Below are 22,262 nucleotides of genomic sequence, written 5' to 3' on the forward strand. Positions count from 1 at the left end.
ACCCCCGGAAAGCAGGCTCGCGGTGGACGTCGCGCACGGTCGTGCACGTCCTGCTGGTGCTGGCTTCGCTGTACGCGGTCCTGCCGCTCGTCTGGCTCGTCACCTCGGCCACCAAGTCCGTCGGCGACTTCTCCACCACCAGCGCGTTCGAGTTCGGCCAGTGGAATCTCGGCGCCAACCTCGGCGCGCTGTTCACCCAGGACGGCGGCGTCTTCCTCGCCTGGATCCGCAACTCGCTGCTCTACGCCGGGCTCGGCGCGGTGCTCGGCACGCTGATCTGCGCCGCGTGCGGGTACGCGATCGCGAAACTCGACTTCCCCGGCCGGCGCACGCTGTTCGCGGTGACGCTGGCCGGCGTCCTCGTGCCCACCACGGCGCTGGCCCTGCCGCTCTACCTGCTGGCCTCCCAGCTGCACGTGGTGGGGACGTTCTGGGCGGTGTTCGTTCCCCTGCTCACCAACCCGTTCGGCGTCTACCTCGCCCGGGTGTACGCCGACGCCGCCGTGCCCGGCGAGGTCCTCGAAGCCGCGCGGACCGACGGCGCGAGCGAGCTGCGGACGTTCTTCACCATCGCGCTGCCGATGATGCGGCCGGGGCTCGTGACGATCTTCCTGTTCCAGTTCGTGGGGATCTGGAACAACTTCTTCCTGCCGCTGGTGATGCTCACCGACCCGAAGCTGTTCCCGATGAGCCTCGGCCTCTACCAGTGGAGCACCCGCGTGACCCAGTTCCCCCAGTACACCCCGCTCGTCATCACCGGTTCGCTGCTGGCGGTCGTGCCGCTGGCGATCGCGTTCGTGGTGCTGCACCGGCAATGGCGCTCCGGGCTGGCGGCGGGCAGCGTCAAATGACGCGGCGGCCGGAAACCCTGCTCGTGATGGCTCACGACACGATGCGCCTGCAGTTCGGCGAAGCGGAACTCGCCCGGTTGCGCGCCACCGCGCGCCTGGGCGAGCCGGTCTGCACCGACGAACTTCTGTCCGCGCCGGTGCGGGCGCGGCTGGCCGAGGCCGAAGTGCTCCTCACGTCCTGGGGGTGTCCGCCGCTCGACGACGCGGTGCTGCGGGCGGCGCCGAACCTGCGTGCGGTGCTGCACGCCGCGGGCAGCGTCCGCGACCACGTCGGCGCCGCGGTCTTCGACCGGGGGCTGCTGGTCACCACCGCCGCCGGGGCCAACGCCGAGCCGGTCGCCCAGTACACGCTGGGCGCGGTCCTGTGGGCGTTCAAGAAGGTGCCGTTCCTCGCCGCCGACGCCCGCGCGTACCGCGACGACTGGCGCTACCGCGAGCGGCACGGCGAGCTGTCCGGCCGGAACCGCACGGTCGTGCTCGTCGGGTTCTCGCGCGTCGGGCGGCGGGTCACCGAGCTGCTGCGGCAGCTCGACCTGGCGCGCGTCCTCGTCGTCGACCCGGTGGTCGCGCCCGCCCGGATCCGGGCCGCCGGTGCCGAACCGGCCACCCTGGCCGAGGCCCTGCCGCGGGCGGACGTGCTGAGCCTGCACGCGCCGTCGCTGCCCCAGACCCGGCACCTGATCGGCGCGGCCGAGCTGGCCGCGCTGCCGCCGGGCGCGGTGCTGATCAACACCGCGCGGGGCGCGCTCGTCGACACCGCGGCGCTCGAGCGCGCCTGCGCCGGCGGCCTGCACGCCGTCCTCGACGTCACCGAGCCGGAACCGCTGCCCGCCGGTTCGCCGCTCTACGACCTGCCGAACGTGGTGCTGACCCCGCACGTGGCAGGGTCGCTCGGTTCGGAGACCCGCCGGATGACCGCCGAGGCGCTCGACGAGCTCGAGCGGTACGCCGCGGGCACCCCGCCCCGGGCGCCGGTGACCCGGCAGGCGCTGGCCGTGCAGGCATGACCGCGCTTTCGCCGTACACCGGCTGGACCCGGCGGGACTGGACGGCGCTGGCCGACCGGATGCTCGCCGCAGTGGACCCGTACCGCTCCCCCGGCGGCGCCCGGATCGACCTCCCGGGCCCGGCCAGCCGCAACGGCCGCGTGTCGGACGGGCTGGAGGGCTTCGCCCGGACGTTCCTCCTGGCGGGCTTCCGGATCACCGGCGAAGCCGGCGCGGACCCGGGCAACCTGCTGGAACGCTACGCGGCCGGGTTGGCGGCCGGGACGGATCCCGCGTCGCCGGAAGCCTGGCCGCGGCCGGACGAACTCGGCCAGGCCAAGGTGGAGGCCGCGTCGATCGCCTTGGTGCTGCAGCTGACCCGCCCGTGGCTGTGGGACCGGCTCGACGACCGGGTCCGGGAGCGGACGATCGGCTGGCTGGGAACCGTGGTCGGGCAGCCGTACCCGCCGATCAACTGGGTCTGGTTCCGGCTCGTCGTCGAGTCGTTCCTGCGCGAGGCGGGCGGCCCGTGGTCGGCCACCGACGTCGAGGAGGACCTGGCCGTGCACGCGTCGCTGCGGCGGCCCGGCGGCTGGCTCAGCGACGGTGCCGAACGCGCCTACGACCACTACACGGGCTGGGCCCTGCACGTGTACCCGCTGCTGTGGACGCACCTGTTCGACGTGACCGGCAGCCTGTGCCCGCCGGTGCTGCGCAAGCAATGGGAAGCGGATCTGCGCCGGTACCTCGACGACGCGATACGGCTGGTCGGCGCGGACGGCTCGCCGTTGCTGCAGGGCCGGAGCCTGACCTACCGGTTCGCCGCGGCGGCCCCGTTCTGGGTCGGCGCGCTCACCGGCGCGGGACTGCGGCCCGGGCTGACCCGGCGCGTGGCCAGCGGCATGGTGCGGCACTTCACGGGCCACGAAGCCCTCGAACCGGACGGCCTGCTCGGTCTCGGCTGGCACCGCGCCTGGCCCGCGATGCGCCAGTCCTACTCCGGCCCCGGCTCCCCGTATTGGGCCGCGAAAGGGATGCTGGGGCTGGCGCTGCCTGCGGACCATCCCGTGTGGACGGACGCCGAGGAGCCGCTGCCGGTCGAGACCGGCGACGTCGCCCGGATCGTGGCCGCGCCCGGCTGGCTGGTCTCGGCCCGCCGCCGCGACGGCATCGCGGTGGTGCTCAACCACGGCACGGACCACGCCGCACCGGGCGACCGGCGGACGGACTCGCCGCTCTACGCCCGGCTCGGCTACTCGACGGCCACGGTCCCGCCGCTGACCGGGCCCACCGTGGCCGGCCCGCTCGACAACTCCGTGGTCCTGCTCGACGAACACGGCCGGGCTAGCCACCGCGCGGGCTTCGAGGCCTGCTACGCGACCGAACTCCCCGGCGGGGTCCTGGCCGCTGCCTCGCGCGGCCCGGTGCGCTGGGTCGACCCGGCCGGGGACGACTCGCCCGACCACGGCTCGGGCCGCTCCGGCCCGGTGGTGGCCGGCCCGGTCGTCACGGTCGTTTCGGTCGTCCGCGACGGCGTCGAAATCCGGCTCGTCCGGCTGGACACGATGAGCCCGGCCGGGCGGCGGTTGCGGCTCGGCGGCTGGCCGGTCGCCGGCGACACCCGTCCACTTCGCCGCGTCGACGGCACCGCCGCGACCGCGTCCGCCGGCGGCCTGCGGTCTTTCGTGCACGGGCTGCGCGGCTTCGCCACCGCGGAGGTCACCGTCGAGCAGGGCACGTCGCCGCTGGGCGCCTGGACGGCGATCCCGGCACTGTCCACAACGGACGTTCCCGCGCTGGGCGACGTGCTCGCGGCCGCGGTGGTCCTGGACCGCGGCGGCGCGCATTCTGCCGACGTGACCGTGGACCACGACGGCGACGACGTCACCCTCACCTGGCCGGATGGGCTGCGCACCACGGTGCCGCTGCCCCGGGGCTCGTGAGCGTGCGCTTCAGCCGGCTTGCCAGGCGCCGAGGCCCGGCGCCTGGCCCAGCGTGACCTTCGCGGCCGCGATGGCGGCAGCGAATGCGGATGGTCATCCTGCCCTCCGGCGAACTCGGCGGACTGGGCTTCCTGCCGGTTCCCGCACGAACCTCCATGCAGCGAACCCATCCTCGGAGATCGACGCAGCTGCTCCATCGAGCGGTATGGGGCTGCGCCGGCAGCTACCGATCTTCGGGTACGCCGCCGACAGCGGGGACCACCGCGAAGGTCTCCACGTACTCGATGGCTGCCTGCAGGGCGTCTTTCAGCGGGGCGATGTCGCGGGCGACCTGGGCGAGGAGCATGCCGCCCTGGAAGGCGGAGAGCAGGAGATGGGCCAGCCGGGTGGGATCCGCCTCGGCGCTGATGCGGCCGAGCCGCTGCATCCGTTCGAGGCCGTCTCGGAAGATGTCTTTCCACTGCTCGAACGCGTTCGCGAGTTCCGTGCGAACGTCCAGGTCGGTCTTGATGATCTCGCCGGCGAGCGAGCCGAGGGTGCAGCCTTCCTGGTAGGAGTGCTCGTAGGCGATGTAGTGGCCCGCCCACTCCCGAAGCGCATCGAGGCTTTCGAAGTGGGCGAACCGCGCACTGCGATGGAACGTGAGGACGCGCTCGGCCTGCCACTCGATGACCGCGAGGACAAGGCTCTCCTTCGTCGGGAAGTAGTGGTTGAGCTGTGACCCGCTGACGCCTGCGGCGCGGCGGAGCTGCTCGTTGTTCGTCGCGTGGACGCCCTTGGCGTAGATGAGCTCCGCGGCGTGCTCGAGGATGCGGGCTCGGGTCGCCTGCCCCTTGCCCGTGAGCTTCTGCGGCCCCCGAGCGTCCGTCGTGGCTTCCATGCCTCACACGGTACCCCAGATTGGGCTTGACAGCCCACTTCGGGTCGTGTTCACTGCCGTTAGTGGGCTAGCAGGCCCAAAATGGCGAACACGAGCTATCCGGAGGCACCGATGAAGGCAATCGTCGCGACGGACCAGGCCGCGGAAGCGGCCGGGATCACCCTGGCGCAGCGGCCTGAGCCGACGGCGGCGATCAACGACGTCGTCGTGGAAGTCCATGCGTCGGGCTTCGTCCCCGCAGAATGGGAGTGGCCCTCGACGTGGGTCGACCGCTCCGGTCACGATCGAGCCCCGGCGATCATCGGCCACGAGTTCGCCGGAGTGGTCTCCGCCCTCGGCTACGGCACGACGGGGCTCTCGCTGGGCCAGCGGGTGTTCGGGATCACCGACTGGCACCGCGACGGAACCCTCGCCGAGTACACGGCCGTGGAGGCACGCGACCTCGCGCCGCTGCCGGGGAACGTCGACTTCACGGTGGGTGCGAGCCTGCCCATCTCCGGCCTGACCGCGTGGCAGGGCCTGGTCCAGCACGGTCGCCTTCAGGCGGGGCAGAGTGTCCTGGCCCACGGCGCCGCCGGCGCGGTCGGGTCTGTGGTGACGCAGCTCGCCCGGGAGTTCGGCGCCTACGTCATCGGGACCGGGCGCGCGGCGGACCGCCAGGCGGCGCTCGACTTCGGCGCGAACGAGTTCCTCGACCTCGACCACGACGATCTCAAGGACATCGGCGGAGTCGACCTCGTCTTCGACGTCATCGGCGGTGAGACCCAACGGCGCTCGGCGAGCATCATCCGGCCCGGCGGGACGCTGGTGTCGGTGGTCGGGCCCGCTGAAGCCCGCCCTGCCGACGGCCTCGCGATCGACTTCGTCGTCGAGTCCGTGCCGAATCAGCTGGTGGAAATCGTCGACCGGGTGCGGGACGGGCGCCTGCGCACGCACATCGGAACGGTCGCACCCCTCGACGACGCCGTCCCCGCGCTCAACCCGACCGAGCGGCGCAAGGGAAAGACCGTCATCCGCGTGCGCCCCTGAACACGCTGGAACGCGTCCGGCTTGAGCTTCTGCCACGAGCGCTCGAGCTGCGGATCGTGCGGCTTGTAAATTCGTTGTAGAGGACGGCCAACGCGAGCTGAGCGTCGACACCTGCCTCACGCGACCGCGCGACGACCTGCGGTACGAACTTGGCCGGGCGTCGTTGCGAACAGCGCGAGCGCAGGCAGCAGCGTCGGCACCAAGCCGGCGACCAGCCGGTCCCGCGACGCCGCCAGGATGTCGGTGGACAAGGTGGCGACGTCGGCGGGCGGCCCCTTCGAGGCCGGTTCGCCGGGTCAGTTCCGCGTCCACTTCTGGTTGCTGCCGCCGGTGCAGGTGGCGAGGTCCACCAGCGTTCCGTTGCCGGTGCCGTTGGCGATGGCGTCCAGGCACAGGCCCGACTGGGTGCCCACGATCGTGCCGTCGGACTTGGGTGTCCACTTCTGGTTGGTACCGCCGGTGCAGGTCCAGATGATCGCCTTGGTGCCGGGGGTCGTGCCCTGGCCGCTGGCGTCGAGGCAGCTGCTGCCGTAGACGCGCAGCTCACCGGCGGCGGTCGCGGTCCACTGCTGGTTGGCGCCACCGTTGCAGTCCCACAGTTCCACCTGGGTGCCCGACGTCTGGGAAGCGTTGGGCACGTCCAGGCAGCGGCCCGACCCGGCGCCGACGACCGTCGACGTCGTGCCGCCGTTTCCGCCGCTGCCCGGGGTGACGGACAGGTTGTCGAACTGCGCCGTCTCGCCCTGGCTCGTCGCGTAGCCGACCTGACCGGCACCCCAGGTGGAGTCGTTCGCCGAGCCGACGGTCGCGCCGTCGACGGCGGCGGTGATGGTGCTGCCGGAGAAGGTGAGCGCGAGGGTGTGCCACCGGTTGGTGCCCAGCGCGGCGACCGTGCCGTGCGCGAGGGTGGCGACGTTGCCGTTGGTGTTCGAGTTCAGGATCGACCAGTTCCCCGTGTCGCTCACGCGCAGGTGGTAGGCGTTGAGCCCGGCGGCCCCGCTGTAGCTCTGGGTGCCGGCGCGCCCGATCACCTCGGCGTACCCGGGCTTTTCGAGCATCGCGTCGGACGAAACGGTGTAGTTGCTCCACCCCAGCTCACCGAGGAGGGTGTGCGGGTCGGTCAGCGGGTCCCAGGTGATCGGCGCCTGCGCACTCATCTGGCGGACGCACTGGCCCGCGCGGCCGCCGCCACAGCCGGCCACCTCGAACGAACCCTGCCAGTCCATCAGGTACTTCGCCTCCGTACCGGTCGCGTCGCTCTCGAAGGAGTCGCTGTAGGGCAGGCTCAGCGCGCCCGGCGCCGGGCCGGCCGCGGTGCCCTTGCCCTGCCCGGTCGTGGTGGTGAGGGTGTAGACGTACCCGGGTTGCACGGTGAGGCTGAAGCTGCCGCCGGAAGGGGTGAGGTCGGTGGTGTGCAGGAAGTAGTCGGCGGCGTTGCCGGAGTTGACGTTGGTGGCCCACACGTGCACGGCGCCCGTCGACAGGCCACCGGTCGCGGTGAAGGCCAGCGTCTGCGGCCCGCCCGCGTCCATCGTCTCGATGACCGTGCTGTAGTCCCGGTTGTTCGGCGACTTCAGCGAAACGTAGCTGCCGTTGTTCCGGTTGCCGCCGAGGTAGCCGCTGGAACCGTCGAGGTACTGCCAGCCGGGCGCGGTGAACTGACTGGTCTGGGCCATCACCCAGGCGTTCTTGCCGATCGCGTAGTGGCCGGACCACGGCTGCGCGGCCAGCGCGACACCCATGGTCGGGTACGGCAGGTTCGGGGTGATCGCGGCGATCACCGGCCAGTTGAGGTACGCGGTCATCTTCCCGTCGAGGTACCCGCGGTTGAGGCCGCGGGCCATCGCCTGCGCGCCGCCGTTGTAGTCGTCGGAGCCGTTTTCGCTGGCCCACAGCGCTTTTCCGGACGAAAGGGCCGCCGCCGGCACGCCACAGTTGGACTGGGACGAGCGGTAGCCGCACGGGTAGTGCGTGCCGATGATGCCGATGGCGGAAGCGAAGGAGGGGTTGGAGTCGACGTCGTTGGCGATCGTCCAGTCCGAGTCGGCGCCCACGATCTTCACCGCCGGATAGCCGGACGAGTTCAGCGTGGAGCGCAGGTTCTCGTACCAGCCGACGTTGTAGCCGCGTTCGTTCCACCCGCCGAGGTAGTCGATGGCCAGGTTGTGCTGCTTGGCGCAGCCCAGCCACGTGGTCAGGTAGCCGAGTGTGTCGGTGGACCAGAAGTTGCCGCCGCCGATCCAGCCGGGCGCTCCCCAGGCCAGCCCGTAGAGCTTGATGTTCGGGTTGCGGGCCTTGGCCTGTTCGGCGAGCCAGAACTCGTAGCCGACGTCGCAGTTGACGGTCCCCCGCGTGTGCTCGACGCTCGGCTCGGCACCGGAGGTGGAGTTGGTGTCGCCGCCGATCTCGATCTTGAGGATCTGCACCGAAGCGCCGTAGCCGGGCTTGAACAGGTAGTCCAGGATCTGGCCGCGCTCCGGCTCCGGGTAGTCGATCAGCAGGCGGGAGTTGCCGCCACCGCCGCTGATCGCGCCGACGCCGTCGAACGTGCGCCCGCCCGACGAGCCGTTGATCGTGATCGAAGTCGCGGCTTCGGCCGGCGCGGCGGTGACGGCCGCGACGCCACCGGCGGTCAGGGCGAGGCAGCCGAGCACGACCGCCGGGGCCCGCAAGCGCCGGACCAGCCTGCTGAACCTTGACATGACGAGTTCCTTTCCCAGCAAGGGCAAACGGGGGTGGTCGTGGCTACGCGGCTATCCGAGGGTCCATTGCTGGTTGTTCCGGCCGGTGCAGGTCCACAGTTCGACGAGGGCGCCGTTGGCGGTGGACGCGCCGGTGACGTCCAGGCAGAGCCCGGACTGCGCGCCGGTGACCGTGCCGTCGGAGTTGACGGTCCACTGCTGGTTGGCCTGGCCGTTGCAGGGCCAGATGATCACCTTGGTGCCGGGACTCGTGCCCCGGCTGCTGGCGTCCAGGCAGTCGCCGCCGCTGTACACGCTGAGCGCACCCGAGGAGGTGTGGGTGAAGGTCTGGTTCGATCCGCCCGAGCAGTCCCGGATCTGCAGCTGGGTTCCGGCCGTGGTGGTCGAGTTCGGCACGTCCAGGCACTTCCCCGCACCCACCGCGTGCAGCGGACCGGTTGCGCCACCGCCGCCCGGAGAGCCCCCGAGAGCCGTCGCGGTGGCGTTGTAGGCGGGCTTGGGCTGGTAGTTGCTGTCGTACACGGTCGCGGCGCCGTAGCCGGGGAAGGTGCCGGGGATCCAGGAATCGGCGTCGCCGACGCCCCACTGCGAGACGCCGGGGCAGCGGGTGACCGCCAGGCAGTCCTTCACCACGGTGGCGTAGTCGGTGGCCTGCTGCTGAAGGCTGCCGCTCGAGGCCGGCAACGGGACGCGGTCGTCGAGCTCGGTGATCGCGACGTCCAGTCCCAGTGCCGCGAAGCGCTGCATGTTCGCCAGCATGGACGACGGGACCTGGCCGACGATGAAGTGGCTTTCCAGGCCGATGCCGCCGAGCGGCACACCCTGGGACAGCAGGGACTGTGCGAGGCTGTAAAGAGCGTTGCTCTTGGCGTTCTCGCCTTCGATGTTGTAGTCGTTGATGTACAGCTTGGCGTTCGGGTCCGCGGTGTGCGCGGTGCGGATCGCGTCGGCGAGGTAGCCGGTGCCCATGGCGCCGGTGAAGGCGTCCTGGCGCAGGCTGCCGTCCTCGTTGAAGGGCTCGTTGATCACGTCCCAGGCGTAGATCTTGCCCTTGTAGTGGTTCACCTCGGTGGTGATGTGGGCTTCCATCGCGCCCTGGACCTGGGTGCGCGGCAGACTGTTCACCCACCCGGGCAGCTGTGCGTGCCAAACCAGGTTGTGCCCGCGCACGCGCATGGTGTGCGACTGTGCGACGGACACCACGTTGTCGCCGGGGCCGAAGTTGTACGCACCGTTGGCCGGCTCGGTGGTGTCCCACTTCATCTCGTTGCCGGGGGTCACCATGTCGAACTGGGTGCCGGCGAGCGAGGTGATCGTCGCGTTGTTCACCATGCCGCCGGTCAGCTCGGTGCCGATGTACCTGTTCTGGGCCTCGGCCAGCGAACGCAGCGTCGACGCCGCGTCCGCGGGCGGTGCCGCGGCCAAGACCGGCGCGACGGCGAGGCCCAACGCGACGGCGAGCGCACCGGGCCGGGAGCGGGGTGATCGACGCGGTTTGCGGGCGAAGGGGCGCATGCGAACTCCGATGGCGTCGTTGACATCTCTGGGGGTGGCGCGATCCCTGGTGTGACAGCGAAAACAGGAAACTCCCCGGCGGTGATCGCTGTCAAGTGACGCGTGAAAGGTGCACGGCAGACGGCCGGCCGCGACTGAAACTTTCATCGGCGTGCGGCCGAAACCCAGTGGTAGTCCGGTTTTCGGCTGTCCGCACGTTGACCGTGTCCGGCTCACGACGTAACGTCCGCCCGACCTTGCCGGTCGAACCGGTTCGATCCCGCCGGTCTGTTCCGGCGGTCGCGTGCAACGCAGGAGGACCCATGAGGACGAGAACCAGGCGCGGCCGGCTGCGGCCGGTGCTGGGTGCGGCGCTGGCGCTGGCCTGGTCGGTGCTGGCCCCGGCCACCAGCCAGGCGGCGGGCGAGTCGCTGTCGGTGGACCTTTCCGCGACGCGAGGACCGGCGACCGGTGTGGGGGAAGGCTTCCTCTACGGCATCACCCAGGACGGCAGCCAGCCGGCCGACCCGTTGCTCCAGCCGCTGAACATCAACGCCTTCCGGGGCGGCGGCTGGTTCTCCGGCGGCTGGATCAAGGACGGCTACCAGAACGGCTCCGCGACGAAGGCCGACCTCGACTCGATCACCGCGCAGGCGAAACGGCTCACCCGGCCGCCCTACCACGCGCAGTACCAGGTGCTCGTCACCGACATCTACGGCCTCAACGGCGGGCAGCCGTCGAACACGAGGTACCCGTGCGACAACGGCGACTGCTCGAACTGGATCAGCTTCATCGACGCCACGGTCGGCGCGTTGCAGGCGTCAGGGCTGAAGTTCGCCTACGACATCGACAACGAGCCGGACATCTCGGTGTTCTGGACGCGGGGGGTGAACAGCGCCCAGTACTTCCAGATGTGGGACACCGCCTACCGGGAGATCCGCCGGCTCGCGCCGGGAGCGCAGATCGTCGGGCCGTCGTTCGCGTACACCCCGCAGGGCCGGCCGGACCAATGGCGAACCTGGCTGGCGCACGTGAAGACGGCCGGCACGGTGCCGGACATGATCACCAACCACGACGAGGGCGACGTCGACGACCCGGTCGCCGTCTCGCAGTCCCTCAACACCGCGCTGACCGCGGCGGGGATCGGCGCGGTGCCGCTGTCGGCGAACGAATACCAGCCCGCCGACCGGCAGACCGCCGGCGTGACCGCGTGGTACCTCGCGCGCTTCGCCCAGTCCGGGTACACCAACGCGATGCGCGGCAACTGGGTCTGTTGCGTCACGCCGAACCTCACCGGTGTCCTCACCCAGAGCGGCGGAACCTGGCAGCCGACCGGCAACTGGTGGGTGATGCGCGACTACGCCGACCTCACCGGAACGCTCGTCGGCACCGCCGGCCAGGTCGGCTCGACGGCGATCTCGGCAGCCGAGGACGCCACCGCCAAGCACGCGGTCGCGATCATCGGCGACTCCAACGGGTACACCGGCGCCGCGTCCGTCACCTTCACCGGCTTGGGCTCGGTTCCCTGGCTGGCGAACAACGGCGGCGTGAACGTCACCGTGCAGCGCATCCCCGACCAGGCGCCCCTGGCCGCACCGCAGGTGGTGTACAGCCAGAACGTCGCCGCCGGCGCCGCGATCACCGTGCCGCTCACGTTCCAGGCGTCGCACGACGCGTTCGCCGTCTACCTGACACCCGCGTCGACGTCCGGCGGCGGCGGGTTCCCCGCCGGCTACCACCGGCTCGTCGCCGCCCACGACAACCTGTGCCTCGACGTCTACGGCAACACCTCGGCCGCGGGCGCGGCGATCGACCAGTGGACCTGCAACGGGCAGGCCAACCAGCAGTTCCAGTTCGTCCCGGGCACCGGCGGCTACGGCGAACTGCGGGCGCAGAACTCCGGCCAGGACGTGGCGGTGTCGGGCGGTTCCACCGCCCAGGGCACGCCCGACATCGTCCAGCAGCCCCCGAACACGGCCGCCGGCAACCTCTGGCAACCGGTCGCGCAGTCCGACGGCTCGTACGCATTCCGCAACCAGCACAGCGGGTTGTGCCTCGACGTGCCCAGTGCCGGCAGCAGTCCCGGTCAGCAACTGGATCAGTGGCCGTGCAAGGACGCACCCGGCACGAACCAGGACTTCCTGGTCGGCTGACCGGCCGGGAGCGCCGGAGGTGCCGGTCCGGAACGGGGGGGTAGTGCGGGCAAGCGGTTCCGGACCGGCCTCGATCGCTCACGCCACCCCGACCCCCGAGAGCACCGGCGGCGTCGCGCTCCGCCTCGGCCTCGCATGCGTCTGCCACCTCGGCGACACCGTGGCCGCCGCCGACTCGACCGCCGCACCCAAACAGCCCGGCTTCCGTGAGCGTCAACGGAACCCGGAACAACCGTCACCATCGACAGCCGGACATCACTGCCGGACCTCCTGCGCGTCCAGGACATCCCTTCACAGCAAGGAAAAGGTGTCCGCCGGGAACTGTTCCCGGCGGACACCCTCGCGCGCGGCGGAGTCAGGCGCGCTGCAACTGGAACCGCTGGTTGGGGTTGCCGGTGAACGTCCACTGGGAGATCCGCGCGCCGTCGGCGGTCGACACCCCCCACACGTCCAGCGCCAGGCCGCTCAGCCGGTTCACCAGGCTCACCGTGCCGCCGCCCTGGTCGACCACCCGCCACTGCTGCGCGGTCGAGTTGGCGTCGGCCTGCTGGCTGATGTCCGCACCGCTGCTCGCGTTGGCCGCCTGCAGGACCAGCCCGCTGTTGCGGGCCCGCACCCGGTAGTAGCCGTCACCGGAGTCGACGAAGTCGAACTGCTGGCTCAGACCGCCGGTGGCCGACTCCTGCTCGATGAGCGCCCCGGCCGCGGTGGAGGCGCCGGTGATGCCCACGAGCTTGTTGCTGTGCTGCGCCACCAGCTTGTAGTTCACGCCGGTCTGGACCGGCGATCCCGGTGGCTGGGTGGACGAGTCGAACTGCGTGATGAACTTCCAGACCTCACCGGAGGTCCAGGTCTGCCAGCCGTCGCAGGTGCAGCCGTCCCGCGGGCCGGGGTCGTGCCCGGCGCCGTCGAACGCGGCCCAGGTCACCGGATACCCGGGCTTGCAGCCGGAGTACGTCGTCACGATGTGGGTCAGGCTGCCTTGAGCGGGCTCCGGCGGGTTCTGCGGGGTGCAGCCGTTGTTCCGGACGAACTGGTCACGCAGGGCCCGTCCCGAGGCGATCGGCAGGACGTTGTCCCGCAGGCCGTGCAGGCCGATGTAGGCGACGGGCTGGGTCCCGCCGCTGCACCCGCTGAGGTTCGCCCCGGAGTAGACGGCGACCGCGCGGAACACCGTCGGCCGGGCGCAGGCCAGCGCGTAGCTCATCGCGGCGCCGTAGCTGAACCCGCCGGCGAAGACCTGCGAAGTGTCGACGCACAGGGCTCCTTCGAGCTGCTTCAGCAGGTCGTCGATGAAGGTGACGTCCTGGCCGCCGGGGTTGGCCCAGCCGTTGCCGTTGCCCTGGGGCGCCACGAAAATCGTGCCGTTGCCCGCATTGTCCGCGAGCCGCCGGAGCCCGTAGTAGGACCAGTTGTAGCCGTCGGTCCCGCCGGAGTCGACGTCGTTGGCCGTGCCGCCCCGCCAGTGGAGCCCGACGAACAGCCGGTAGTTGTGGTTGTTGTCGTAGTTGTTCGGCACCCGCAGGATGTAGCTGCGGTTCTGGCCGCCGCTGGAGATCGTGTGGCTGCCGCTCGCCAGTCCCGGAGCCTTCCCGCAGCCCGCGGTCCCGGCGGCGGGCGCGGCCGGCGACCGCTGCTGGGGAGCGGCGGCCTGCGCGGTGCCGGACGCCGCCAGCGCGAGCACGGCCCCGACCGCGATCGACGCGAACAGGGATCTATACCTCACCATCACCTGGCTCCCTTCGGTCTTCGGACATGGCGTTCTCCTTCGGTCGTCGTGGATCCCGCGTCAGGTGCGGGTCCACTGCTGGTTGGTGCGTTGCCGGTCTGGGTCAGCCGACCGGGGGCGGCGTGGTCCACTTCTGGTTCTGGCCGCCGGCGCAGGTGCCCAGCCGCACCGCGGTGCCGTTGGCGGTCGAGCCGGCGGCGACCTCCAGGCAGAGCCCGGACTGCGTCCCGGTGACGGTGCCGTCGGCGTTGACCTTCCACTGCTGGTTGGCGCCGCCGTGGCAGGCCCAGATGATCGCGGCCGTGCCCGGGCTGGTCCCGCCGCCCTCGGCGTCGAGGCAGCGCAGCGTGTCACCGGAATAGACGGTCAGCTGACCGGCGGCGGTGACCGTCCACGTCTGGTTGGTGCCGCCGTTGCAGTCCCAGACCTGCGTCCGCGTGCCCTGCGTAGTGGTGCGGCCCGGCACGTCGAGGCACCGGCCCGCCGCCACCGAGCGCACCGGGCCACTGGCGCTCCCGCCGCTGGTGTCGAGGCCGAGGAAGGAGATCGCGTACGCGAGCATCCCGGCCTGCGGCAGGGTGTGCCCGGTGCCCGCGATGACGACACCCTCGACAGTGGCCCGGGTACCGGTCTCGCCGTAGCGGGTCCGCGTCCAGGACGACTGCGGGTGGTCGGTGAAGGACGGTGTCTGGTTCAGCGAGTGCAGGGCGGTCCACTGCTTGATCTCTTCGCCGTAGTTCGGGTACGCCAGGGTGGTGTCCTGGTTCCCGTGCCACAGCTGCATCCGCGGGTAGGCGCCGGTGTAGCCGGGGTACATCGCGTGGGCCTGATCGGCCCACTGCTGCGCGGTCTTGATCACGTTCCCGCCGGCGCACTGGCTGTTCCACAGTGAGCCGTCCGTCGTCGCGAAGCACCCGGCGGGCACGCCCGAGAAGGCGGCCCCGGCGGCGAACACGTCCGGGTACTCCGCGGCCAGGACGTTCGTCATCATGGCCCCCGAGGAGAAGCCGCTGACCACGACGCGACCCGGGTCCACGTTGTAGTGCTGCCGGGTCCAGGCGACCATCGACATGATGCCGGTGGAGTCGCTGCCGCCGTTACGGGTCAGGCCCGCCTTCGTCGACACGTCGAAGCAGTGCCCGTCACGGGTGGCCTCCGGCACGACGATGACGTAGCCGTACCGGTCGGCCGCCGTCACGTAGTCGTGGCCGTTGCCGGTGAAGATCGCGCTCGCCGAGCCACCGCAGTAGTGCACCAGCACGAGCAGCGCCGGCTTGGGCGCCACGTTGTCCGGCACGTACACGTACATGCCGAGGTTGGTGGGGTTGGCGCCGAAGTCGCCGACCCGGGTCAACGTCGCGGCCGCGGCCGGACCGGCGGTCAGGACCGCCGCGGTGAGCGTCACGACCATCGCCAGCAAGGCGCGAAGAGTACGGGACAGCATTGTCACGGGTACTCACTTCCGGAGTGAATTCGTTCAGTTACCGAACTAAACAGGCAAGAGTCAAGATAGGAGCGGCGCGCGCCATGGTCAATGCGCCATTCGCGCCATGCCAACGGAACCGGCGTGAGGACCCCGCCGAACCGTTGCCATGCAAGCAAAGCAAGCACTGGAGCGGCACGTCAGACGTCCGAGTGAGCGCGCAAGACAATGAAAATTACCCGACCACAACGGGTTGTCTCCGCCGATCCACAAGGGAGTGAACGCGCGGCCGCGACCAGGACGGGCCACTTACGTGACCCTGCCGACAGGTCTCGGCGGCGGCCTCGATCGCGCACGCAGCTTGCTCGTCACGGGTCACGCGATAAGTATGACTTACTGCTCGATCCAGCACCCTACCCTGTTGCCCGCCGATCCGGTCGAAGATTGACAGTACGGCGTGAAACTTACATTCGGGCGGCCCGGCAAGCGCCGCGATACGGAGCAATGAGCATGCTCATTGCTTGACGCCGGGAACCCGCCCTGTTCTCATGGATCACCGAGCCGACAGCGGGAACCCGTCGCCGACCATCGAATCAGGCGGCGCCCGATCGGACTCGCCGCGCCGAATGAGTCATACACATCCTGCACCGGTTCGCCCACGGGGACCACGACGAAGTGGAGTAGCTGATGAGGGGCAGGAGCCGCACGTCCGTCATCACCGCGCTGTTCGCCACGGCCGTCGTCCCGGGGTGCGGGACCGGCACCGCACCGCAGGGCCGGAACGGTTTCACGCCGGCGCCGCAGGCCGCCGCGCAGCTGCTCGACACGCTCCTCAAGGCCGGCAGCGCCCCGGACTGCCGCCGTCGGTGGCCGCGCTCGTCTCCCGCGTCCACCCCGAGGCGACCGTCGTCGAGCTGGTCAACCTCGCCCCGGCCGCCGACCACACGGTGGTCGTGCCGGCCGGGGCGTTCGGCGAGCACACCATCCGCACCGCCTGCGACGACCCGTCGTGGGTCGGGGACCTGGACGACTACGGGCATTCCGAGCCCCGGGTGACGTCGGCCTCGACCCGCGTCGACGGCCCCCGGCTCGAGGTGCGGCTGCCGCGCTCCGCCACCGTCCGGCTCGGCCTGCGCACCCACCCGCCCTCGGCCCGCACCCCGTTCGACACCCCCAACCCCATCCCCTGAGAGGTCCCCACCATGCCGCCGCGCACCAGATCAGTGGCTGCCGCGCTCGCCACCGCCTTCGTGGTGACCGCGCTCGCCACGCCGCCCGCCCGGGCCGCGACCGTCACCATCGCCGTGTCCCCGGCCGGCAACGACGCCAACCCCGGCACGCCCGACCAGCCGGTCGCCACCCCCGCCAAGGCCCAGCAGCTCGCCCGCGCCCAGTCGGCGGGCAACGACGTGGTCGTGCAGCTCGCCGGCGGCACCTACCGGCTCTCCGCCCCGCTGGCGTTCACCAGCGCCGACTCGGCGCCGAACGGCCACACCGTCACCTGGCAGGCCGCCTCCGGCCAGACCCCGGTCCTGTCCGGTGGCAGCCAGGTCTCCGGCTGGACGGTGCAGGACTCCGGCCAGAACATCTGGATGGCTTCCGTGCCGCAGGGCGCCGACTCCCGGCAGCTCTTCGTCGACGGCGCGCTCGCCCCGCGCGCGTCGATCCCGCTGTCCCGCAACGACGTGCAGTTCACCACGAGCGGCATGAACATCACCAATTCCGCGCTGAACTACCTCGCCACGCTGCCGCAGCAGAACCGGATCGAGGTGGAGAGCCAGAACTCGTTCACCGACCGGTACTCCCCCGTCGACCACGTCGGCGGCACGACGATCACCATGCAGCAACCCGCCTGGAACAACAACAACTGGGGCTACGACACCCTCGCCAAGCCGTTCGGCGGCGGCCAGCTGTTCCTGGAGAACTCGTACTCGTTCCTCAAGAACGCCGGTCAGTGGTACCTGGACCCGCAGGCCGGGAAGCTCTACTACAAGGCGCCCTCCGGGTGGGTGCCCGGCAGCCACGACGTCGAACTGCCGCGGTTGACGTCGCTGCTGCAGATCAGCGGCAGCTACGACAACCCGGTGCGCGGCCTCGCCTTCAAGGGCCTGCACTTCGAGCACACCACCTGGCTCACGCCGAGCACGTCGGTCGGGTACGCGAACCAGCAGACCGGGACGTTCATCCCCGCCGCGGCCCCGATGCCGGCCGACTTCCTGACGTCCTGCCAGTCGGGCTGCCAGCAGTTCGAGGGCGCACGCGGCAGCTGGGCTCAGGCGCCCGCCGCCGTCCAGGTCTCGGCCGCGAGCGGGATCACCTTCAGCGGCGACACCTTCACCCACCTCGGCCAGGTGGCGCTGGGCATCGGCAACGACGCGAACGCCCACGCGTCCGGGATCGGCCTCGGGGCGTCGTCGATCACCGTCGACCACAACACGTTCACCGAGGACTCGGGCGGTGGCGTCATCGTCGGCGGCGTCCGCGCCGACTCGCACCACCCCTCCAACGCGGCGATGACGAACAAGGACATCACCATCTCGAACAACACGGTGAGCCGGGTCGCCCTGGACTACCGCGAAATGGCCGGCATCCTGTCGACCTACGTCACGCACGCCGTCGTCACGCACAACGACGTCTCGAACCTGACCTACGACGGCATCGACGTCGGCTGGGGCTGGGGTGCCAACGACCCGGGCGGCAGCCAGGACTACCGCAACCGCGGCCTGTACAACTACCAGCCCGTCTACACCACGCCGACGACGCTGCGGGACACGGTCGTCAGCTACAACCGGGTGCACGGCACCAAGAAGCTCATGCACGACGGCGGCAGCATCTACAACCTCTCCGCCAACCCCGGCAGCTCCATCGACCACAACTACGTCTACGACAACAACCGCACGGTCGGCCTGTACCTCGACGAAGGCTCGCGGTACGTGAACCTCTCGGCCAACGTGATCCAGGACTCCGGGGTGTGGGCCTTCACCAACGCCAACGGCAGCAACAACACCAACGACAACACGTTCAGCGGCAACTGGCTCAACGGCGGCGCGACCCAGGTGGCCACCGGGCCGCCGCACAACAACGTCCTGAGCGGGAACGTCCAGGTCAGCGGGACCAACTGGCCGTCGGGCGCCCAGCAGGTCATCGCCGCCGTCGGCCCGGGCGGCGGCAGCGGCCCGCCGGCGGGCCCGGTGCACGCGGTGGGTGCCGGCAAGTGCCTCGACGTCACCGGCGTCAGCACCACCCCCGGCGCCGCGGTCGAGATCTGGGACTGCAACAACGGCACGAACCAGTCCTGGACCCGCACCGGCGCCGGCGAGCTGTCCGTCTACAACGGCACCCGGTGCCTCGACGCCAGCGGCCAGGGCACCAGCCCCGGCACCAAGGTCGTCATCTGGAACTGCAACGGCCAGGCCAACCAGCAGTGGCAGGTCACCGCGAACGGCACCATCACCGGTGTCCAGTCCGGGCTCTGCCTCGACGTCACCGGATCCGCCACCGCCAACGGCACCCTGGTCCAGCTCGCCACCTGCACGGCCGCGAACAACCAGAAGTGGACGCTCGGCTGACCACGAATTCGCTGAGAGAGGTTTAGCCATGGCTTCAACGCTGAGAAGGAAACTGCTGACCGCGATCGCGGCCATCCCGCTCGTCACCGGCACGCTGCTCGGCATCGGCCCGGCGGCCCAGGCCGCCGGCCAGCAGGCGTGCGACATCTACGCCGCCGGCGGCACCCCGTGTGTGACGGCGCACAGCACCACGCGCGCGCTCTTCGGCGCCTACAACGGGCCGCTGTACCAGATCCAGCGCGCGTCCGACCAGAAGTACCTCGACGTCGGCCTGCTCTCGGCCGGCGGTTACGCCGACTCCGCCCCGCAGGTCTCCTTCTGCGCGGGCACCCGGTGCACGATCACGAAGATCTACGACCAGACCGCCAACCACAACGACCTGCCGATCTCGTGGGGCGGGTTCTGGAAGGGACCCGGCCCGAACGGGTCCGACATCGGCGCGGACGCGATGGCGCTGCCGGTGACCGTCGGCGGGCACCCGGCGTACGGGGTCAAGGTCAACCAGGGCGTCGGCTACCGGGTCGACAACGCCAAGAACGTGCCGGTCGGCGCCCAGCCCGAGGGGATCTACATGATCACCTCGTCGAACTACGTCAACCAGTGGTGCTGCTTCGACTACGGCAGCGGCGAAATCTCCCACAACGACACCGGCAACGCCACCATGAACGCCATCTACTGGGGCACCGCCTGCTGGTTCAACAACTGCACCGGCACCGGGCCGTGGGTCGAGGCCGACCTCGAGAACGGCATGTACCACACCGGAACCGGGTCCAACAAGGACCCGAACAATCCGGGTGTGCACCACCCGTTCGTCAGTGCGTGGGAGAAGAACAACGGCACCAGCAACTTCACCCTGAAGTACGGCGACGCCACCACCGGCGGTCTCACCACCCCGTACTCCGGCGGGCTGCCGCGCGGCTACTCGCCGATGAAGCTGGAGCCGTCGATCCTGCTGGGCACGGGCGGGGACAACAGCGTCTCCGGGGTCGGCGAGTTCTTCGAAGGCGCGGTGACCAGCGGCTTCCCGTCGGACGCCACGGAGAACGCGGTGCAGGCCAACCTCACCGCGGCCGGTTACAGCACCGGTGGCGGCCCGACGTCCACCGGACCGATGCACGCGGTGGGCGCGAACAAGTGCATGGACGTCAACGGCGTCAGCACCACCCCCGGCACCCAGGTCCAGATCTGGGACTGCCACAACGGCACCAACCAGACCTGGACCCATTCCGGCGCCGGCGAGCTGACCGTCTACGACGGCACGCGGTGCCTCGACGCCAACGCACGGGGGACCAGCCCCGGCACCAAGATCATCATCTGGAACTGCAACGGGCAGAACAACCAGCAGTGGACGTTCAACGCCAACGGAACGGTCACCGGCGTCCAGTCCGGGCTCTGCCTCGACGTCACCGGATCCGCCACCGGCAACGGCACCCCGCTCCAGCTCGCCACCTGCACCGGCGCCGGCAACCAGAAGTGGACCCTCGGCTGACCGCTCCCCTGAAAGGCTTTCCATGTCTTCGTCCAATTTCGAGCTGTCGCGGCGCAGGCTGATCGCGGTGGCCGGCGTCGCCGCGGCCACCGGCGTCTTCCGCGTCCGCACCGCGTGGGCCACCGACGGCCCGGGCAGCTACACCCCCAGCTGGTCGTCGGTCGACCAGCACCCCCCGGCCCCGGAATGGTTCCAGGACGCCAAGTTCGGCATCTACTACCACTGGGGCGTGTTCAGCGTCCCGGCGTTCGGCAACGAGTGGTACCCGCGAAACATGTACGTCGGCGGGTCGAACGAGAACAACCACCACAAGGCGGTGTACGGCGATCCGTCGGTGTGGCCGTACCAGAACTTCATCAACGGTGCCCGGGACAAGGCGGGCAACTGGGTCCAGTTCGCCCCGAAGCTGAAGTCGGCGGGCGGCAGCTTCGACCCGAACGAATGGGCGCAGCTGTTCGCCGACGCCGGCGCGAAGTTCGCCGGCCCGGTCGCCGAGCACCACGACGGCTTCTCGATGTGGAACAGCACCGCGAACGAGTGGAACTCGGTCCGGACCGGGCCGCAGCTGGACCTGCTGCGGCTGCACGCGGACGCCATCCGGGCCAAGGGCCTCAAGCTGGTGACCGCGCTGCACCACGCGTACCACTTCAACGGCTACTACGACCACGTGCCGAACCAGCCGACCGAGTCGCTGCGGCGGCTGTTCGGCCAGAACGGCCGCGCGGCCGAAAACCAGCTGTGGTACGACAAGCTCCGCGAAGTCGTCGACGGCTACCAGCCCGACCTGGTCTACCAGGACTTCGACCTGAACCTCGTGGACGAGTCACAGCGGCTCAACTTCCTCTCGCACTTCTACAACCAGGCCGTCGCGTGGAACAAGGACGTCGTGGCCAGCTACAAGGACGGGTTCGACACCCGCGGCGAGGTCTTCGACTTCGAACGCGGCGGCCCCGGAGACATCCTGAACCCGTACTGGCTGACCGACGACAGCATTTCCAGCTCCAGCTGGTGCTACACCGTGGGCATCGGCTACTACTCGGTCAAGGCCATGCTGCACTCGCTGATCGACCGGATCAGCAAGAACGGCACCATGCTCCTCAACATCGCCCCGATGGCCGACGGCACCATTCCCAGCGGCCAGCGGACGATCCTGCTCGGCATCGGCGACCACCTCAAGCGGTTCGGTGAATCGCTCTACGCCACCCGCGCCTGGGCGGTGTACGGCGAAGGGCCGACGAAGATGGGCGGCGGGTCGTTCACCACCCCGGTGGAGGGAACCAGCACCGACATCCGGTTCACCCGCAGCAAGGACAACACCGTGCTGTACGCGACCGTGCTGGGCTGGCCCGGGAGCACGTTGCACATCACGACCCTCGGCTCGAACCGGATCAACCTGGGCACGCTGGCGTCGGTCCAGCTGCTCGGCCCGGACGCCGGGGCCGCCACCACCCTGACCGGCCGCACCCAGGACGGCTCGGGGCTGCACATCACCATGCCGTCGTCGAACCCGCCGTTCGCCGCGCTGGCGTACGTCGTGAAGCTGACGTTCTCCGGACCGGTTCCCACGCCCGGCACCGGGCCGCTGCCGACCGGCTGGGCCCGGATCGCCAATGTCACCACCGGCCTGGTGCTCGACAGCGGCGGCAGCGTGGCGGCCGGCTCGGTGCTCAAGCAGTGGAACTACGACGGCAGCACCAACCTGCAGTGGCAGCTCGTCGACGCGGGCGGCGGCTACTACCGGATCGTCAACCGCACCAACGGGATGGTCGCCGACAGCGGCGGCAACAGCGCCAACGGCGCGAACGCCGTGCAGTCCGCGTGGACCGGCGGCAACAACCAGCAGTGGCGGCTGAACAGCCTGGGCAACGGCCGGTACCAGATCGTCAACCGGGGCACCGGGACGGCCCTCGACGGCATGGGCAACGCGACCGTGGGCTCGACGGTGGGCCTGTGGGCGCCCAACAGCAGCACCAACAACCAGTGGACCATCACCGGCCTCTGACCGCCCGAAGGC

Annotated in this window: 15 protein-coding genes; 9 read left to right on the top strand and 6 right to left on the bottom strand. The window is 70.4% G+C overall.

What is annotated here, in order from left to right:
- Positions 1-41: 41 nt before the first annotated feature.
- The 3 genes from OG738_RS36160 to OG738_RS36170 are packed head-to-tail and all read left to right on the top strand — an operon-like array spanning position 42 to position 3,780.
- Positions 42-851, top strand: a complete 810-nt coding sequence (locus tag OG738_RS36160; protein WP_329047725.1) for a carbohydrate ABC transporter permease — start codon at positions 42-44, stop codon at positions 849-851.
- Complete coding sequence (locus tag OG738_RS36165; protein WP_329047726.1) at positions 848-1,858, top strand: hydroxyacid dehydrogenase; 1,011 nt, start codon at positions 848-850, stop codon at positions 1,856-1,858. Before OG738_RS36160 ends, OG738_RS36165 begins: the two co-directional genes overlap by 4 nt.
- On the top strand, positions 1,855-3,780 hold the full coding sequence (locus OG738_RS36170; RefSeq protein ID WP_329047728.1) for a DUF2264 domain-containing protein: 1,926 nt from the start codon (positions 1,855-1,857) through the stop codon (positions 3,778-3,780). The genes OG738_RS36165 and OG738_RS36170 overlap by 4 nt, the downstream gene beginning before the upstream one ends.
- A gap of 223 nt (positions 3,781-4,003) precedes the next feature.
- Here the strand turns inward: OG738_RS36170 and OG738_RS36175 are convergent, their stop codons facing one another.
- On the bottom strand, positions 4,004-4,660 hold the full coding sequence (locus OG738_RS36175) for a TetR/AcrR family transcriptional regulator (protein WP_329047730.1): 657 nt from the start codon (positions 4,658-4,660) through the stop codon (positions 4,004-4,006).
- A 111-nt stretch (positions 4,661-4,771) separates the two neighbouring features.
- Between OG738_RS36175 and OG738_RS36180 the strand changes: the two genes are divergently transcribed.
- Positions 4,772-5,689 carry an NADP-dependent oxidoreductase gene (locus tag OG738_RS36180; protein WP_329047732.1) on the top strand — a complete coding sequence of 306 codons (918 nt, stop codon included), beginning with the start codon at positions 4,772-4,774 and terminating at the stop codon, positions 5,687-5,689.
- 116 nt (positions 5,690-5,805) lie between these two features.
- Here OG738_RS36180 and OG738_RS36185 read toward each other — a convergent pair whose 3' ends face one another.
- The 3 genes from OG738_RS36185 to OG738_RS36195 are packed head-to-tail and all read right to left on the bottom strand — an operon-like array spanning position 5,806 to position 9,906.
- Positions 5,806-5,940: a hypothetical protein gene (locus OG738_RS36185; RefSeq protein ID WP_329047733.1), complete on the bottom strand. Its 135-nt coding sequence runs from the start codon at positions 5,938-5,940 to the stop codon at positions 5,806-5,808.
- A 45-nt stretch (positions 5,941-5,985) separates the two neighbouring features.
- Positions 5,986-8,391, bottom strand: coding sequence for a ricin-type beta-trefoil lectin domain protein (locus tag OG738_RS36190; RefSeq protein ID WP_329047734.1), 2,406 nt, complete (start codon positions 8,389-8,391; stop codon positions 5,986-5,988).
- A 51-nt stretch (positions 8,392-8,442) separates the two neighbouring features.
- Complete coding sequence (locus OG738_RS36195) at positions 8,443-9,906, bottom strand: endo-1,4-beta-xylanase (RefSeq protein ID WP_329047735.1); 1,464 nt, start codon at positions 9,904-9,906, stop codon at positions 8,443-8,445.
- Between the two features lie 302 nt (positions 9,907-10,208).
- On the opposite strand from OG738_RS36195, the gene OG738_RS36200 reads away from it, so the two are divergent.
- Entirely contained in the window at positions 10,209-12,038 is a 1,830-nt protein-coding gene (locus OG738_RS36200; protein ID WP_329047737.1) for an RICIN domain-containing protein, read from the top strand.
- Between the two features lie 355 nt (positions 12,039-12,393).
- Here OG738_RS36200 and OG738_RS36205 read toward each other — a convergent pair whose 3' ends face one another.
- Positions 12,394-13,767, bottom strand: a complete 1,374-nt coding sequence (locus OG738_RS36205) for an RICIN domain-containing protein (protein WP_329047738.1) — start codon at positions 13,765-13,767, stop codon at positions 12,394-12,396.
- A gap of 103 nt (positions 13,768-13,870) precedes the next feature.
- Positions 13,871-15,178, bottom strand: a complete 1,308-nt coding sequence (locus OG738_RS36210; protein WP_329056946.1) for an extracellular catalytic domain type 1 short-chain-length polyhydroxyalkanoate depolymerase — start codon at positions 15,176-15,178, stop codon at positions 13,871-13,873.
- A gap of 878 nt (positions 15,179-16,056) precedes the next feature.
- Between OG738_RS36210 and OG738_RS36215 the strand changes: the two genes are divergently transcribed.
- Genes OG738_RS36215 through OG738_RS36230 form a run of 4 tightly spaced genes read left to right on the top strand, consistent with a single transcriptional unit; the run spans position 16,057 to position 22,250 of the window.
- Positions 16,057-16,380: a hypothetical protein gene (locus tag OG738_RS36215; RefSeq protein WP_329047739.1), complete on the top strand. Its 324-nt coding sequence runs from the start codon at positions 16,057-16,059 to the stop codon at positions 16,378-16,380.
- 12 nt (positions 16,381-16,392) lie between these two features.
- Positions 16,393-18,759 (top strand): RICIN domain-containing protein, encoded by a 2,367-nt coding sequence (locus tag OG738_RS36220; RefSeq protein WP_329047740.1) that lies wholly within the window; start codon positions 16,393-16,395, stop codon positions 18,757-18,759.
- Positions 18,760-18,787: 28 nt separating this feature from the next.
- On the top strand, positions 18,788-20,248 hold the full coding sequence (locus tag OG738_RS36225) for an arabinofuranosidase catalytic domain-containing protein (protein ID WP_329047742.1): 1,461 nt from the start codon (positions 18,788-18,790) through the stop codon (positions 20,246-20,248).
- A gap of 22 nt (positions 20,249-20,270) precedes the next feature.
- Positions 20,271-22,250: an alpha-L-fucosidase gene (locus OG738_RS36230; protein WP_329047744.1), complete on the top strand. Its 1,980-nt coding sequence runs from the start codon at positions 20,271-20,273 to the stop codon at positions 22,248-22,250.
- Positions 22,251-22,262: the final 12 nt, after the last annotated feature.

The organism is Amycolatopsis sp. NBC_01488 (assembly GCF_036227105.1).
Taxonomy (GTDB): domain Bacteria; phylum Actinomycetota; class Actinomycetes; order Mycobacteriales; family Pseudonocardiaceae; genus Amycolatopsis.

Bases quoted from the DNA above. Each gene is read 5' to 3' on its own strand.
- OG738_RS36165 (WP_329047726.1), top strand. From the start codon at position 848: ATGACGCGGCGGCCGGAAACCCTGCTCGTGATGGCTCACGACACGATG.
- OG738_RS36170 (WP_329047728.1), top strand. From the start codon at position 1,855: ATGACCGCGCTTTCGCCGTACACCGGCTGGACCCGGCGGGACTGGACG.
- OG738_RS36175 (WP_329047730.1), bottom strand. From the start codon at position 4,660: ATGGAAGCCACGACGGACGCTCGGGGGCCGCAGAAGCTCACGGGCAAG.
- OG738_RS36180 (WP_329047732.1), top strand. From the start codon at position 4,772: ATGAAGGCAATCGTCGCGACGGACCAGGCCGCGGAAGCGGCCGGGATC.
- OG738_RS36190 (WP_329047734.1), bottom strand. From the start codon at position 8,391: ATGTCAAGGTTCAGCAGGCTGGTCCGGCGCTTGCGGGCCCCGGCGGTC.
- OG738_RS36195 (WP_329047735.1), bottom strand. From the start codon at position 9,906: ATGCGCCCCTTCGCCCGCAAACCGCGTCGATCACCCCGCTCCCGGCCC.
- OG738_RS36200 (WP_329047737.1), top strand. From the start codon at position 10,209: ATGAGGACGAGAACCAGGCGCGGCCGGCTGCGGCCGGTGCTGGGTGCG.
- OG738_RS36205 (WP_329047738.1), bottom strand. From the start codon at position 13,767: ATGGTGAGGTATAGATCCCTGTTCGCGTCGATCGCGGTCGGGGCCGTG.
- OG738_RS36210 (WP_329056946.1), bottom strand. From the start codon at position 15,178: ATGGTCGTGACGCTCACCGCGGCGGTCCTGACCGCCGGTCCGGCCGCG.
- OG738_RS36220 (WP_329047740.1), top strand. From the start codon at position 16,393: ATGCCGCCGCGCACCAGATCAGTGGCTGCCGCGCTCGCCACCGCCTTC.
- OG738_RS36225 (WP_329047742.1), top strand. From the start codon at position 18,788: ATGGCTTCAACGCTGAGAAGGAAACTGCTGACCGCGATCGCGGCCATC.
- OG738_RS36230 (WP_329047744.1), top strand. From the start codon at position 20,271: ATGTCTTCGTCCAATTTCGAGCTGTCGCGGCGCAGGCTGATCGCGGTG.